Raw genomic sequence first — 15,486 nt, forward strand, 5'->3', positions numbered from 1 at the left:
CCTTGAATAATCTTTAACTTTATCTCGCTCGTAAATTTAGTCATAAAAAAACTACACCACCAATTGTTAGATGCTGTGTCTAACAATTGGGGTGCAGTTCATTTCTCGGCTGCTTTTTATTCGCTTTAATAAATTTATAATTCAAGCTCGTTATTTTTGGACTGAATTATGTAGGAGTTATATGAGTCCCACTTATAGTGTCCTACATTAAATTCTTTTAGGTCAATTATATCCTTCAAATATTTAGGGACAGTGCAATGCCAGTTTAATTTTTCTATCTTAAGTGGAAAATTGTCCTCATTTGGATTAGGAGTATGTATATAGATAGCATCTAAACCAGCATCTTCGTCAACTATTTCAATCCACGATTGATATGGTTTTCCGAGTGTTTGGAGTTCTTCTAATAAACCATACAATAAAGCTATATTTGCTTTTATATGTTCTCTTTTTATTTTCAAACTATTATTCCCAACCCCGTAAAAATCAAGATGGGTGTGCCATAAATCAAACCAACCTTCTTTTCCAAAGTCCAAATTATACCGTTCGGCTTTTGTCTCCCGCCATAAGTTACGGAAATAACGCTTTTTTCCACGAAACTTTTTCAAATAATTGTTCCTCCCGTTTAACATGAAGAGGAGACTCTCTTCAGTCACTCCATATAGATGATGTCATTTATTTTGAGAAAGTTAACAGACTGTTGCTAATTGTATTGTTAGTTTCAATGCTAACCAACTTGTTTAAACGACGAAAATCATTATATATCAACAAATGAGAAGGGTCCAATTCGTATGCTAATTGAACTCCCAATTAAATTGTTAACCCATTAATTTAAAGTAAGGTCTTTTAGCTGACCGTTAGTTTTCGCTACATAAAATGACACCTGTCATAAGGAACCTTTGACTGGTGTGAATATGTTTTTTCCTTTCGTTTTCTTATCATTATTGTAAGAAAACAAGGAAAGAGTGATTTTATGATGAAAGTTCAACAAAGATTACCCCTAATCGATATGTTACGAGGCTTTGCCGTATTAGGGACACTTGGCACAAATATTTGGATTTTTGCATATCTTGGAGACATTTCGTATATCACAACGAGTAGTTATTCAGGTTGGTGGTCATTGAACGATTTTTTACGAATGACAGTCCTTTTTTTAGTAAACGGTAAACTCCTTGGTTTATTAACAATCATGTTTGGTGTTGGTCTGGAATTAAAATATCAGCAAGCTTTGCGAAAAGGAAATGTTTGGCCAGGCATGTATATTTGGACGATAGTCTTTTTATTTATGGAGGGTCTTATCCACTTCACCTTAGTTATGGAATATGATATTTTAATGAGCTATGCTGTGACAGCTGTTATCGTTGCCTTTATCGTCAAATTTGGTGACAAAGCGATTAAACGTGCGTTATACGTTTTAGGTAGTTTCCATGCACTAATGATTCTATTGATTTTAGTCGGCACATTGCAGGGCGGCGCTAATGTTTCCATTGTTGGGCTCGATCCAATCGTTAGTCTTTATGAAAATGGCACTTGGTTTGAGCAAATACAAAATCGTTTAACACATTTTCTTTATTTTAGAACGGAAGCTATTTTTATTATCCCCATGAATATCTTTTTATTTTTACTTGGTGTTAAGCTAATGAGGAATGGTGTATTTTTACAAGATGACAGAGGACGTCAGGCGCGTCAAAAGCTATTCAAAATCGGTATTTTTATTGGGATACCTTTAAATCTCCTAATCTTTATTCCTGGAGGAGTATTTGATTTACCTGTTCGATATTTATTTGCACCAATCCTATCTATTGGTTATATTGGAATATTAGGTAAAATGGTAGAATATAAGAAGCTAGATTGGTTATGGAAGAAATTTGGTGAGATTGGGAAAATGTCTTTAAGTTGCTATGTGCTGCAAAATATTATTGCATCTATTATTTTCTATGGCTGGGGCTTAGGTTTAGGTGGAAAATTGAATAGCATTGAAGTTATTGGTATTTGGTTAACCCTTTCCCTTCTTCAACTTTTTATTGCACATATTTGTATCAAGCATTTTCATGTAGGGCCAATGGAATGGATTCGCAAACATGCCATTCAAAGTGTCACACAGAAATAATCGACAAGGGTTGGTGTGAACTATAAAGATATATCCAAGAGATCAGGCAAAACGCTATTTAATTATCGATGTTGTATCGCTAGTTTTTTTATTTACCATGGTATTAAGTTCGAATTCTCCATTACCATTAATGGCTAAAATGATTATCCTTATGTTATTTTTAGTAGCCTTCTATATTGCTTTATGGTTTAAAGATTGGCGTTTACTGTTAGCTTCTTTACTAGGCTTTACACTTATTATCATACTGGGTATTTATGAAGGATCTACTATGTTATTATTTGGATTTACATTTGCTGATTTAATTGGGAGAGCTAAAAAAAAATGGCATATTGCTATAGGAATGATTGCCGTTGCCTTAATGTTTTTTATAGTTATTTGGTTTGAATCAGGAGCATCTTATAAATTACAATTCCAAGCATTAATACCAATCATGATCATTCAGCTACTACTTCCAATGCTAATTTACTACGTAGAAAAGTCCAAAAAATTACAATCAGAATTAACTGAGGTAAATACCCAGCTTGTTCAGCAAGAAGAAAGACAACGTATTGCGAGAGACCTCCACGATACGATTGGTCATACATTGACAATGATTAAAATAAAAACCGAACTAACAACAAAATTAGTCGACAAAGATACAATGCGTGTGAAAGATGAGCTAAATGATATTTTAGCAACAACACGAACAGCGCTAAAGCAAGTAAGAGAATTAGTTTCCGATATGAATTTTATTTCGTTAGAAAGTGAGCTTATTCATTGTAAGCAGCACTTACAAACAGCAGATATCTCCATAAAAATAAAAAATAACTGTCCTAAGCTACTACTAGCTAGTGTGGAAGAAACGATGCTGTCCTTATGTCTTCGTGAAACAACTACCAATATTATTAAACATAGCCAAGCAAAAAAATGCCAAATAGATATCAACTATAATAATGGGATTTTAAAGATAAACGTTGTGGACGATGGTATTGGCTTACATAACCAAGGCCATGGGAATGGACTTTCATCGATGAAAGAACGAATGAATGCCCTTCAAGGAAATGCTTCCATTGACAATTTCCCGACAGGCGGGACGATTGTGACATTATCAATGCCAATCCAACACTATAAAAAGGAGCCAACTACATGATTAGAGTATTATTAGCAGAAGATCAACAAATGTTACGTGGCGCCTTAAAGTCCTTATTGTCGTTTGAGCCAGATATAGAAGTGATTGCAGAAGTTTCAGATGGTCAAACAGCATGGGAATATATTCAACAAGAGCTACCCGACGTTTGTGTATTGGACATCGAAATGCCTAATCTTACTGGTCTTGAACTTGCTGAAAAAATAAGACAGGCAAATTTACCGTGCAAGGTGATGATTGTCACTACCTTTGCACGCCCTGGCTATTTACAAAAAGCGATGGATTGTGAGGTACAAGGTTATTTATTAAAAGATGAGCCAATTGACTATTTAATTGCAACAATAAGAAAAGTGATGAATGGTGAAAAAGTAGTTAGTAGAGATTTAGCTGCTACGTTATTTATGAAAGAACAGAATCCACTAAATGATCGTGAAATTGCTGTTCTGCAGCTTGTAAAAGAAGGACTCACAACAAATGAGATTAGTAAAAAATTATTTTTAACGAAAGGCACTATTCGAAACTATTTATCTACCTCTATTCAAAAACTTCATGTCGAGTCTAGACAACAAGCTGTGCAAATCGCCAGTGATAAAGGGTGGCTTTAAAAAAAGAAAAGCGATACTGTATTCCTTATTTATAGGATACAGTAATCGCTTTTTTTAATGGACTTCTTTTTTATTTTTAGACACTAAATTTATCATTACTTCAACGAATACTACAGCAATTAATGATAGCCCAAATAGTGGCATCAGTATACCTAAAATAATCATGAAGATAATAAAAGGAATGGATACCTTTTGAGAGATTTTAGGTGGTGCAGATAGCATACCTTGTTTCTTTCGTAGTAGCCATGTACTAACTCCCCAAATAATAACTACTAAAAATGCTAGACATACTAGTAAATTTATTAATTTATTTGGCCAACCAAACAAGTGACCTTCATGCAAAGGAATTCCCCATGTGAACCATTTGGCAAGAATACCATAGTCCTCATATCCAACCTTGTCTATATATTTTCCGCTATATTGATCAAAATACATTGTCGTTTCATCATACGGACTAACATCAAGCCCTGTGACACCAGTGTTACTAGATTTTGCAACTGTATAGACACCGTCTTCACTAGTAGGATAAATAATAGCGTATGGTTTTGATATATTCATTGCATCAATTTCATGTTGCAGCTTTTCCACACTCAGTTGGTTAGGGTTAGCAACATAGCCCATATTAGCTCCCATACCATGGTGCGCTGCATGAGCCGAATCTGACGATGGAGGGGTTTCTTGACGAGTAGCCCAAGGAATCTCACTGACATCAGATGTAGGTGGCTGCTGCTGTAATAACGGCGTACCAAAAGATGGATGATCTTGTGAAGCTTGATAAATATATTTCCCCATTAGTGCTGACCATGGTAAGCCTGTGAAAATAATAACAAGCATTGGAATTGTTATAATTGTTCCAACAAGCGCATGGAATTTTCTACTCTTTTGACGTTTATTTGTCTGCTTTGTTTTCTTTAGTATTTTTGCTTTAAACGTCATGTAAATGCCTGAAAATAGTAAGAAAATAGCCCAACAAGCCGCTAATTCTACTAAATAATTGACAACCGTTCCCCCAATAAATAAGGAACTATGGGCATTTCTCATAATATTTGCAAATGTGTAATCAGCATCTTGACCACCGATAATTTGGTTATGACTATCTAGGAACACATATTTCTCTTTGCCATCTGCATTCTTCATCGATAAACGAGTATTGTAAGGCTCTTCTAACTCTATAATTTTATTTGTTTTATAGCCAGCATATGATTCTTCTGCAAGTTTAACAGCATCATCAATAGATTGAACCTCGGTTTTTCCACTTTCACCAAAAAAGTATTTATCATATAACTGATTTTCAACATTGGTATAAAATAAAAAACCTATACCACTTAACGTTAGTGAAATAAGAAGTGGAGTAATAAATAATGCGGCATAAAAGTGCGTTCGCCAAAAGCTCTGATAAAGCGTGTTCTTCATGTCTAATTCTCCAATCTATAATAATAAGCGCAAAATTATTATATAGATAAAAAGTGAAATAAGTATGAAGTCCTAGAGGTTTTTTTATGACAAATAGATGTATTCCTATTGATATAATTAGATTAAACCCTTGTTTTCATAGAAAAGGCTACATAATGTCCCGTTGAGATGAACATTATGTAGCCTTTAAACCTTGGTGAAGACTATTAATCAGTGGGGATATTACGCCACTTTATCCGATTAGTTCTTTCATTACATTCGTATAAGCTGTTAAAATATCATTTTCATGAACAGCATTTTGCTCTATATACTGTTCAACTACCTCATTTAATGTTTGAGAAGTACTTGTATATTGCGTTTCCATGACTTCAAATTTTAATAGATTTTCATAATACTCGATTACTTGTGGATTCATGTGTAACACTCCTTCAATTTTAGCATAAAAAAAACATCTTTCCTTCATCAGAAAGATGCCTACTATGACAAATACACGACATAATACGGTGATTGACACGGCGAAAAAAGCTCTCTATTCGTTATAGAAGCTACCTTTTTAGCAATCATCGTACTATGAGCATGCAGGAGAACTTCTCTAGTCACACTCAACACCCCCTATCCTCGTAGGTTTTTTGGTTGTACTAGATAAAGGCAGGTCTCCTGGCTTATGTTCATCACACTTTTCACCTTCCCATTACAATGCGTAACAGTGGTCTTTTGAAACATGCTCACATTTACAGTTGCGGGACAGCGTCGGATTTACACCGATCTTCCCTTTTAAACAAATCAAATTGCTGATTTGTACCTCTATCTTATTATTCCGTTTTTATTATTATACCATAGTACCTGTTATAATCGAGTACTTCTACCATCTATCTATGTTTTGACCGATCGCTCCCTCAGCCTCTTCTGTAATTGTAGATTTGCTTTTGCTACAAAAATTTCTGCTATATGAAGATAAAAAACTTGACCTCATAAAAGAAGTCAAGTTTCTCCTTAAAATGTAGATTGTGGTACTTGTTGACGAAGTGTTTTTGCTGCAGCTACCATATTCGTCAGTGCTGAGATAGTTTCTGGCTCCTTCCTTGTTTTTAAACCACAGTCAGGATTCACCCAAAATTGATTTTTTGATAAAACCTGTAAGCTATCCTGCATTATGCTTAGCATTTCCTTTTCACTCGGTACACGTGGACTATGAATATCATAAACACCTAGTCCAATTCCTTTTTCATACGGATTGACTTGCAGAGAAGAAATTAACTCGCCATGGCTACGTGACGTTTCGATGGAAATAACATCAGCGTCCAATGCACTAATTGGCTCGATAAAATCATTAAATTCGCAATAGCACATATGTGTATGGATTTGTGTTTCATCCTTCACGCTAGAGGTAGCAAGTTTAAAAGCATTTACTGTCCACTCTAAGTACGTTCCCCAATTTTCTTTACGAAGCGGCAAGCCTTCTCGTAATGCTGGTTCATCAACCTGAATAATTGAAATGCCTGCAGCTTCTAGTGCCTCCACCTCTTCTCGGAGTGCCAAAGCAATCTGATATGTTACATCCTTTCGGGAAATATCATCCCGTACAAAGGACCAATTTAAAATTGTCACAGGACCCGTAAGCATACCTTTTATATAGCGTTTCGTTTGGCTTTGAGCATAGGCTGTTTCTTTGACTGTCATCGGTGCTTCCCATGCAACGTCACCGTAAATAATTGGTGGCTTCACACAGCGGGAACCGTATGAAACAACCCATGCTTTCTCCGTAAATGCAAAACCTGTTAGTTTTTCCCCGAAATATTCAACCATATCTGTGCGCTCAAATTCACCGTGCACAAGAACGTCGATATCTAATTCCTCTTGAATAGTAATCCAACGCTTTGTCTCATGTTCTACAAATACTGCATAATCCTCATTGGAAATTTGTTTCTTGCGCCATGCACTTCGTGTTCGTTTGACTTCATCCGATTGCGGAAAGCTCCCAATTGTTGTCGTTGGGAACAGTGGTAATTGCAATGCTTGCTGTTGAATCTTTTGCCGTGCTTTAAAATCACTATGGCGTTCAAAATCTTGTTTCGACACTGTTCGAACCGCTTTTTGAACATCTTTATTTTGGCGAATCGGATGATTTTTCAACGCTTCAATCGCCTTCATACTTTCCGATAGTTTGTAATTTGAGGGACTGTCTTGGCCCTGTAAATATTTTGTTACTTCCATGATTTCAACTAATTTTTCATCCGCAAAGGCGAGGGCATTTTTAAGAACTGATTCAAGCTTAGTTTCAAGTGTGGTCGTAATTGGAACATGCTGTAAGTTACATGAAGATTGAATCCATAGTTCTTTTGCGCCACTTAGCTGTTCAATGGCTTTAATAGTTGAGCTAACTTCTGCTAGATTGGAACGCCAAATATCTCTTCCATTAATAATACCAACAGCCAATATTTTATCTTTTGGGAAGCCAAATTGACGTAATGACTCCATATTTTTGCCGTAGCCATGCACAAAGTCTAACCCAATCCCACGAACAGGAAGTTTTACAATTGACTCATATGCTGATAATGATTCGAAATAAGTTTGTAGCATAATTTTAGCTTCGGGTACTGATGCAGCTAATTGTGTATAAATTTCTTGAACAAGTTTAACTTCCGCTTCATCTAATGTTGTGGCAAGAAGTGGTTCTTCTAATTGAATCCACTGTGCACCTGCATCCACGAGCTCCTTTAGGACCTGCGTATAAAGTGGTAGTAATGCTAAAATGAATGTAATCTGCGATAGTTTGTCATAGCCTTTCGTTAATTTACAAAATGTATAAGGGCCAATCAATGTAGGCTTTGCAGTAATACCAAACGCTTCCTTAGCCTCTAAAAAATCTGCCAATATTTTATTTTCTGTTAATTGCAAAGCTTGTCCATCGTATTCTGGCACGATATAATGATAATTTGTATTAAACCATTTCGTCATCTCACTAGCCAGGGCTTTTTTACTACCACGAGCTACCCTATAGTATGTTTGTAAATCAACTTTGTCTCCCTGCCAATCAAAGCGCTTTGGAACTAAGCCAAACATCATTGCCGTATCTAACATTCTGTCATAAAGTGTGAAATCTCCAACAGTTATCAGGTCTACTCCGAGTTGAAGCTGCTTGTTAATTCGGGCTAGACGAATATCCTTTAAGTTCTGCAAAAATTCACCCTCTGAAAGCTCATTTTTCCAAAAAGCCTCTAAAGCCTTTTTCCATTCACGATCTTCTCCGATATACGGATAACCAACTATAGTACTTGTATAAATCATGTTCATCTCTCCGATCCATTAAGTATGCCTCGGCATTATTGAGTCCGGAATCGGCCCTATGTGCTTAGGCCAGTATGAGGGCCGACACGATGTCGGTCATTTCGGTCTTCTTTCCGATTCCGTGACATCGGCCAGAGGCTTTAACTTCTAATAAGAAGTAAAAAAAAAAGCCACTCTCCTTTTTTGGAAAATGGCTGTTATCGCAAATTAAAAATAGCTATGAAAAAACAATACGAAATTCTTACAAGATATCGCATGATTCTATGTCGCACAGGGACGATACGGTCACATCTCACCACCTATTTCCACGTAGGTATTTGGTGTGTACTAGAAATTGGCAGGTCTCCTGGCTTCTCATCAACACACCTCACAGCCTTCCCAGTTTCCCCAGTGGCAATTGTGATTTGCTCCGATATACAGTTGCGGGACAGCGTCGGATTTGCACCGACTTCCCTTTTAAGCCAAACTTTCATTTGGCACCAACTCTTACACATTATTTAATTATGCTTTACTATAACACATATTTTTCAGAAAAGTAGATTTATTTTCACGTTTGTTCAATCCAACTCTATCATATTGGGAGCCCTATACATCTAATTACTAAAATACACTTGTAAATAGAGGTATTTTTTGTTATTTTTGAGTTAGTTATCCAACTAACTAATAACAATGGAGGTGTCAATGAATGGCAAAGCCTACTGGTATTGAAAAATCAGATTTATTAATGGCTGCCAAGCAAAGTTTAGTAGAAAAAGGGATTGAAAAATTCACCTTAAAGGCTGTTGCTGAGCAAGCTGGTGTGACACAAGGAACTATTTATTATCATTTCAAATCAAAAGAGCAAATCATTCTCGAAATAGTTCAGGACATCTGTGAAAATTCTTGGCATGAGATTTTGACGACCGATCAAGAAATGATTCAATCTGCACTTCTTTCTGCAAAAAGTCGATATGAAGATGATGCCTTTTATCATAAATTATTTTTCACCTTAATCGTCTTTGGCTTTACGAACCCGACTATTAGACAGCAAATTGGACAAATTTTAGCGGCCGAAAATGAACATTTGCGTAATATTTTAAACAAATTATGGGATACATCACCAATTGATGGCGTGTCGATGGAAACTTGGAGCATTTTTTTCAACGCGCTAATTGATGGCTTGGCCATACAAGTGATGATGCGGGACGATTTCGATATAGATGTATTTTATCAGCAATTCGAAAAAATCCTTGAGACATTACATCGTCTAGGAAAATAATTAGAGGAGGAACACTATGCGATTCTTTTTATGCTGGGGTTTTGGGATTTGGTTTGTAGCAAGTGCCGTGTTTCGATTTATAGGGCATTACTTTTTTACCCTTAAAGAACCTCCCCTCATGATAGCTACTTACATTTTAGCTTTTCCAATCGTTTGGCTAGCGACAATACCTATTTATTCTATAAAAAAAATAAAAGGTACAGAGCGATTACTGGCTGCTATCTGCATTGCATTACCTGGAATGCTTATCGATGCAGTCGTTTTATTAGTCTTCGACGATATTTTTCCGAATTTATCGGTTGTCTTAGATCGATTTTTCGCCTCATGGCTATTATGGGCTTATTCCCTAATTCTCCTTACTGGTTTTACAAAGGCCACATTCGTGAGAAAAAAAACTATTCCTTCGTCAAATTAAAGGATTTGGCATTATTATCCTAGAAGTAAGTATCGATTAGAATTAAAGGAGGAGAAAAAATGGTTATAGGCTTACATCACGTTCAAATAACAATTCCAAAAGGTGAAGAAGAAAAAGGGAAACATTTTTACTGTCAAGTATTAGGACTAAATGAACTTGAAAAGCCTGATTCGTTGAAAGGACGAGGTGGATTTTGGTTACAGGTCGGCAATAGGGAGGTACATGTAGGGACAGAGGATGGCTTTGATAGATTAACGACAAAAGCTCATATTGCCTATCAAGTTGAAAATATAGAACATTGGAAGAAGGTATTAGCCGAACATCATATAGAAATTTTCGATTCAGTTCCTATTCCTCATTTTGATCGCTTTGAATTTAGAGATCCATTCGGTAATAGAGTAGAGATGATTCAGGAAATTTAAGGAAAACAGTTGAATAGAAGGCATGCTGTAAAAAAATATTTAGTGAAATAAAGTATGAATCTTTAGCAAAGCAACGACGTTTTAACAAAATGTCATCCGACTTCTGAATTTTATCGACATCCGCCTTCTAAAGAGCAAAAAAGATCTACACACAAAGCTGTGCGTAAAATTGTAGGCATAATGAGAGGTACTAGGGGCGTTCGATGATCCATCTCGCTTGCGCTCCAGTGTCTCATTTGTGATGCTGATCCCCAACGCTCACTTTCCTCTCTAATTAACCATTTCACAAAGCCTGTATCTGACATCTCATCTCACACTATTTTATAGTGATAGCAACAACTTATCTTTAGTTCAAAAGCGTAGCGTGGAACAAATCAAGCCGTGGGAAACAGTTCAACGCTCACTCCTAGTAGCTAGAACGAAACTCCTCCTTATGGAACCGTTATTTCTCGCTAGATCCCAAAGATGAAATAGTCTAACTATACCATGGTAAATGTATAGGAGCGATTGTCGTTTAATCTTTCAATGCCTAGAAAAACTTGTACTTCCTGCCCCTTTGATTTTTCGTTTTCCACAAACACTTCACCCAACTGAAACATTTGTAATAAAACTGTAAATTAAGGCGATGAAGCCTTTTATATCAGGTGTTTACAGCGAATCCCCATCCAGCGTGGTAACAATTTCCTCAAAGAAGCCCTACTTTTTCATGCTACGATTAATTCCAGTGACAAACCAAATTGGGATTAATCCTAACAATAGCTTCAGGAGGAAATTAACAACATGAATAAACGATTTTTAACAACAACATTAGCATTGACGATAGGTTTTAGCACAGTGGGGATGGTACAGCCAACTGTTCAACCTATAGAAGTTGAGGCTGCAACAACAACAAATGCCCTTAATAACTCACAAGCAGTTAATGCGAAAGCAGATCAACTAATTCAAACTGGAAAAAGCTTAATTGGTAAGGCGACATACAGCAATTCTGTATACAAGGCTACATATCCTTATAAATTTTCTTGTGCTTCATTTATTATGTACATTTTCGAGAAAAATGGTGTTGACCTTGCAACTTATAATGAAGATTATATGTTACAGCAAGGAACGTCTGTTAACAGAAATCAATTACAAAAAGGTGATTTACTATTCTTTAAGAGTAAAAAAACTGGGACAGACCCTGACCACGTTGGTATGTATATCGGAAACAACAAAATGATTCACATGGCTGATTCTAAGCAAAATATTGTTATTTCTGATTTAAATAGTAAACCATATTATACAGATAATTATGTAGGGGCCCGTAGAGTATTACCTACATTACTTTCAGCTAATCCTGCAACGAAAGGCGATAAGATTGTTGAAAACGCCTTTAATTATAAAAATAAAGTAACTATGAGTTCTACAAATAATGAAGCAAGTCTTCGCTTTACAGCGCCAGGATATGTAGATTTCGTCTATCGTAAGAGTGGAGTTAAACTTGGTACAACCAATTTAAAGGAACTAATGAATGTTGGAACAACGGTTTCACGTACCAATTTAAAAAAGGGTGATTTAGTGTTCTTTAATAGTGTTAAAGGCTCTAAAAGCCCTTCACTAGTAGCTATCTATGCCGGAGATCAACGTATTATCATTCCAAGTTCAAGTGGTATTACTACAAGAGTACTAATGGTTGACTATTATAAAGAGCATTATATTACAGCAAAACGTGTTTTTTAAGAAAGTTTACTAGAATCATTTCAAATGGTTGAATTTGAAATGCTCAACAGAATTAATGTTTAAAAAAGAAGCTTTCCTTAAGGAAGCTTCTTTTTCTATTATTTATTTTTTAACTGATTCGCAAATTCTATCATAGATTTGCTAGACATTGGACCTTTAATAAGGACAATGGTTTCACTATCTAGCTTATGCTTTAGTACATCTAAAACGCCTGTAACATCTTTAAACATATGAACATCTGCCTTGGTGCCTTCCTTCAACGCTTGGTTCGCAATATTTTCTGCTCTATTGCCAATAGTAATAAGCGTATCAATATTTCTTTTCGCGACCATTGTGCCAATCTCTCGATGATATTTTTCTTCGAAATTTCCTAATCTCTTAATGTCACCTAAAATAAGAATTACTTTCTTCCCTTTTCCTATCGTATCCAAAACCTTTAGTGCCGCTTCAACAGAAGTCGGGTTATTTGTCCAAGTATCATCTACTATAGTACATTCACCGATGCCCGTAGAAAATTCTAAGTGTCTTGCCATCGCTTTGAACGTTTTTAATTGCGAAATTGCAACAGCAATGGAAAGTCCCATTTCCTTCACGGCAGCTATAGCCGCTAATGCGTTATATACTTGGTGTTCTCCGTATCCTGGAACAAATAAATTGTATTTGTCATTTGACACTTTTAGTACAAATTTCATGCCGCCTTTAGTGAATTGTATATTCGTAGCTTGATAATCTGCCTTTTCGTTGACGCCAAAGGTAATAATCTTTCCTTTAAATTTACTTAGGGGGATTTTTTTAATGTTTTCATCATCACCATTAATGATTAACGTGCCATCTTTTCTTATTCCTTCTACAATTTCAGCCTTTGCTTTGATATAGCCATTAAGATTATTGCATCCATCTAAATGATGGACACCAATATTCGTAATAATACCAATCGTAGGCTGATAGATCATACATTGGTGTTTAATATTACCGATATTACCCAGCCCTAATTCAAAGATAGCTGCTTTTGTATTCTGATCGATTCCAGTCAAGTACGGTAAGGATTGCCGTGGCTCATTTTTACTGCTGACAGATGCTTGAACATTCCATTCCTTACTAGCTATATGTTTAATCATTTCTTTCGTTGTCGTTTTACCACATGTTCCGGTCAAAGCAACGACTGGTATTTGAAATAAATTTCTGTAATGTCCCATAAATTTCCAATAGGCATGCAAAATACTCTTGACGCGTATAACGGTCGTATTTTTCAGCGCATTTTTCAATTCCTCTGATGTTTTATCAGAAATGACAAGAGATGGTCCCTTTCGATCTATTTCTTGCCAGTTAATTTGATCACTTTTACTAACAAACATAAGTGTATGATTTTGAGTCAGTTCATGTCGGTTATAATAAATTGCATGTTTAACAGACCAGTGTTCAGAACCGCTTAATAATTCTCCTTGTAATAATTTTCTTATATCCCTCACACTTATATGTTGCAAGTTAACTACGCCCCCTTTCTATAAAGTATATTTCTGAATAAATGAGTATCATAGTTTATGCATTTCTAGCAATTGACTATAAATATGCTCATTCTAGTAAATGATGAAAAATAACATTTATTTAGGTGAAATCTATTCGGAAGTTGAAGATTTTTTTATTTTTAAATCATCTGCCAACTTAGAAACTTCTTTACTATACATATCTCCTTTAATGAAAAGAACCGTATTTTCATCTACAATATCTTCTAATAATTTATAGACGCGCGTACTATTTTTAAAAATATACACAGGTGAACTCATTCCTGCCTCAATGGCATGAAGCGCCATAATACTTGCATGTTCCCCTATCGTAATAAGGACGTCGACCCCAATTTCACTAATTAATTCTCCCGCTTGTTCGTGAATTATATATCCCCAAGACCCTAAATCTGTTATCGTCCCAATAACGGCAATTTTTTTCTTGCCTTCTCCGAGAGCATTCAAAACCTTTAATCCTGCCTCCAAAGAAGTAGTCGTAATATTCCATGTATCATCTAGTAATATGGAATTATTAATGCCCTTAAACACCTGAAGCTGCTTATTTAATTTTCGGAATGATTGCAGTTGTTCAGCTGCTAAAGAAATCGGCAAACCCATTTCACAAATTGCTGCAATCGCAGTGAGCGCATTATATACTTGATGCTCGCCAAAACCTGGTACATAGATTTCATAGAGTTTTTTCTTGTGATGAACATTGAACAGCATACCATTTTTGTGGTAGCGAATATTTCTTGCTTGAAAATCACAGGATTCATGCTTACCTACTTTAATAATGCGTCCTTGAAACTTCGTTAAATCTATTTTACTGGTGTTGACATCATCCGCATTAAGGATTAAGGAGCCTGTGGGACTAATAATGTCCAGCATTTCACCCTTTGCTTGGATATATCCCTCTAAAGTTTTACAATAATTTAAATGATGTGCCCCAATATTTGTAATAATCCCAATAGTCGGCTTGAAATAGTCCCCCGCAAGTTTGATGTCCCCCGGTGAACCAACAGCAGTTTCAAAAACGGCTGCGTCGGTACGATCATCAATATTCAATAAATATTGTAAAGAAGCAGTTCTAGAATTACTACTAAGTGGCGTGGATGCTACACTTTTTTCTGCAGAAAGTATATGTTTGATCATTTCCTTCGTCGTCGATTTACCAGAAGTACCAGTAATGGCTACTACAGGGATATTAAATTGATTGCGATAAAAATTTACAAACTTCCAATAGGCCTCATCTAAATCTTCTACTCTAATAATAATTATTTGCTCAGGTAATTCATTTTGACTGTATCGTCTATCGGTTACAAGCACTATAGGATAAAGTGACTTATACTCTTTCCAGTTCACAATACGCTTATTTGTAAAAAGGGCGGTATTTGGTTTTTTCACTTGCTTCAATCGATAAGCTCCATGTTGAATCAACACTTCGTCCGACCCTTGCACTAATTGGCCTGCAGTTATCGCTTTTAAATCCTGCACCGTAAGAGGCTTCATATCAATTTCCCCTCCTTTCCCCTCTAGTATATGTAACTTTTTAAAAGTTGCTTGGATGTAAGCAAGATACATAACTAGAAGAAATCTATTTCTTCGCATATATATATAGTTGATTAAGTATCTAA

The 15,486-nt window shown here is 35.8% G+C and carries 14 protein-coding genes and 2 riboswitches; of the genes, 7 read left to right on the forward strand and 7 right to left on the reverse strand.

Annotated elements, in window-relative coordinates; genetic code table 11:
• Nucleotides 1-134: 134 nt before the first annotated feature.
• Entirely contained in the window at nt 135-605 is a 471-nt protein-coding gene (locus tag ACIPKN_RS10195) for a hypothetical protein (protein ID WP_400935681.1), read from the reverse strand.
• 368 nt (nt 606-973) lie between these two features.
• Here ACIPKN_RS10195 and ACIPKN_RS10200 point away from each other — a divergent pair, with 368 nt between their 5' ends.
• From ACIPKN_RS10200 to ACIPKN_RS10210, 3 genes are all read left to right on the forward strand, one after another.
• Nucleotides 974-2,107 (forward strand): DUF418 domain-containing protein, encoded by a 1,134-nt coding sequence (locus tag ACIPKN_RS10200; RefSeq protein WP_400935892.1) that lies wholly within the window; start codon nt 974-976, stop codon nt 2,105-2,107.
• Between the two features lie 151 nt (nt 2,108-2,258).
• The gene (locus tag ACIPKN_RS10205; protein WP_400935682.1) at nt 2,259-3,236 is read left to right on the forward strand and encodes a sensor histidine kinase; all 978 of its coding nucleotides are present in this window, start codon (nt 2,259-2,261) and stop codon (nt 3,234-3,236) included.
• The gene (locus ACIPKN_RS10210; RefSeq protein WP_400935683.1) at nt 3,233-3,838 is read left to right on the forward strand and encodes a response regulator transcription factor; all 606 of its coding nucleotides are present in this window, start codon (nt 3,233-3,235) and stop codon (nt 3,836-3,838) included. Before ACIPKN_RS10205 ends, ACIPKN_RS10210 begins: the two co-directional genes overlap by 4 nt.
• Nucleotides 3,839-3,892: 54 nt before the next feature.
• Here the strand turns inward: ACIPKN_RS10210 and ACIPKN_RS10215 are convergent, their stop codons facing one another.
• From ACIPKN_RS10215 to metE, 4 genes are all read right to left on the reverse strand, one after another.
• Nucleotides 3,893-5,251: a PepSY-associated TM helix domain-containing protein gene (locus ACIPKN_RS10215; protein ID WP_400935684.1), complete on the reverse strand. Its 1,359-nt coding sequence runs from the start codon at nt 5,249-5,251 to the stop codon at nt 3,893-3,895.
• Between the two features lie 232 nt (nt 5,252-5,483).
• Entirely contained in the window at nt 5,484-5,666 is a 183-nt protein-coding gene (locus ACIPKN_RS10220; RefSeq protein WP_400935685.1) for a hypothetical protein, read from the reverse strand.
• Nucleotides 5,667-5,728: 62 nt separating this feature from the next.
• Nucleotides 5,729-5,851, reverse strand: a complete 123-nt coding sequence (locus ACIPKN_RS10225) for a hypothetical protein (RefSeq protein WP_400935687.1) — start codon at nt 5,849-5,851, stop codon at nt 5,729-5,731.
• A gap of 30 nt (nt 5,852-5,881) precedes the next feature.
• A riboswitch (cobalamin riboswitch) is annotated at nt 5,882-6,072 on the reverse strand.
• Nucleotides 6,073-6,244: 172 nt separating this feature from the next.
• On the reverse strand, nt 6,245-8,539 hold the full coding sequence (gene metE / locus ACIPKN_RS10230) for a 5-methyltetrahydropteroyltriglutamate--homocysteine S-methyltransferase (protein WP_400935689.1): 2,295 nt from the start codon (nt 8,537-8,539) through the stop codon (nt 6,245-6,247).
• 319 nt (nt 8,540-8,858) lie between these two features.
• Nucleotides 8,859-9,038: riboswitch (cobalamin riboswitch) on the reverse strand.
• Nucleotides 9,039-9,224: 186 nt separating this feature from the next.
• On the opposite strand from metE, the gene ACIPKN_RS10235 reads away from it, so the two are divergent.
• The 4 genes from ACIPKN_RS10235 (at nt 9,225) to ACIPKN_RS10250 (ending at nt 12,350) form a co-directional block, all read left to right on the forward strand.
• Nucleotides 9,225-9,797, forward strand: a complete 573-nt coding sequence (locus tag ACIPKN_RS10235; RefSeq protein WP_400935691.1) for a TetR/AcrR family transcriptional regulator — start codon at nt 9,225-9,227, stop codon at nt 9,795-9,797.
• 16 nt (nt 9,798-9,813) lie between these two features.
• Nucleotides 9,814-10,212, forward strand: a complete 399-nt coding sequence (locus tag ACIPKN_RS10240) for a DUF5367 domain-containing protein (RefSeq protein ID WP_400935693.1) — start codon at nt 9,814-9,816, stop codon at nt 10,210-10,212.
• A gap of 59 nt (nt 10,213-10,271) precedes the next feature.
• Nucleotides 10,272-10,634, forward strand: coding sequence for a VOC family protein (locus tag ACIPKN_RS10245; protein ID WP_400935695.1), 363 nt, complete (start codon nt 10,272-10,274; stop codon nt 10,632-10,634).
• Between the two features lie 780 nt (nt 10,635-11,414).
• Nucleotides 11,415-12,350, forward strand: coding sequence for a C40 family peptidase (locus ACIPKN_RS10250; RefSeq protein ID WP_400935697.1), 936 nt, complete (start codon nt 11,415-11,417; stop codon nt 12,348-12,350).
• A 98-nt stretch (nt 12,351-12,448) separates the two neighbouring features.
• Here the strand turns inward: ACIPKN_RS10250 and ACIPKN_RS10255 are convergent, their stop codons facing one another.
• Both ACIPKN_RS10255 and ACIPKN_RS10260 read right to left on the reverse strand, forming a co-directional pair.
• The gene (locus tag ACIPKN_RS10255; protein ID WP_400935699.1) at nt 12,449-13,834 is read right to left on the reverse strand and encodes a UDP-N-acetylmuramoyl-tripeptide--D-alanyl-D-alanine ligase; all 1,386 of its coding nucleotides are present in this window, start codon (nt 13,832-13,834) and stop codon (nt 12,449-12,451) included.
• Between the two features lie 132 nt (nt 13,835-13,966).
• Complete coding sequence (locus tag ACIPKN_RS10260) at nt 13,967-15,361, reverse strand: UDP-N-acetylmuramoyl-tripeptide--D-alanyl-D-alanine ligase (RefSeq protein ID WP_400935701.1); 1,395 nt, start codon at nt 15,359-15,361, stop codon at nt 13,967-13,969.
• Nucleotides 15,362-15,486 lie beyond the last annotated feature (125 nt).

This window comes from Lysinibacillus sp. NPDC086135, from assembly GCF_044746345.1.
Taxonomy (GTDB): domain Bacteria; phylum Bacillota; class Bacilli; order Bacillales_A; family Planococcaceae; genus Lysinibacillus.